This window comes from Streptomyces sp. SID11385, assembly GCF_010548245.1.
Taxonomy (GTDB): Bacteria; Actinomycetota; Actinomycetes; order Streptomycetales; family Streptomycetaceae; genus Streptomyces.
The window spans coordinates 1-222 of the sequence record NZ_JAAGLR010000999.1 but is presented as its reverse complement, the minus strand read 5'-3'; the positions used below and the strand labels follow the sequence as shown (position 1 = coordinate 222).

The 222-nt window shown below is 79.3% G+C and carries 1 protein-coding gene; it reads right to left on the bottom strand.

The genetic code is table 11. The annotated features are described in order from the left end of the window. Positions 1-222, bottom strand: a 222-nt coding sequence (locus tag G3I42_RS30375; protein ID WP_203607567.1) for a GvpL/GvpF family gas vesicle protein, incomplete at both ends; no start/stop codon positions are given.

Below are 222 nucleotides of genomic sequence, written 5' to 3'. Positions count from 1 at the left end.
CTCCGCCACGCGCCGCAGCACGGTGTCGAAGCGGTCCGCGTGCGCGAGCAGCCCGGTCCGCGCGCCGTGCTCGTCGTGGTAGAGCGTCGCGAGCGGCAGCGGGACGGCACGCCACTCGGCGGCGGCGGCCGAGACGACGGCGTGGTGGGTACGGGCGAGCCGCTCCAGCTCGGCCGGATCGGCGCACCGCGCCCGCAGCGCCGCGTCGTCGTACCCGGCGGC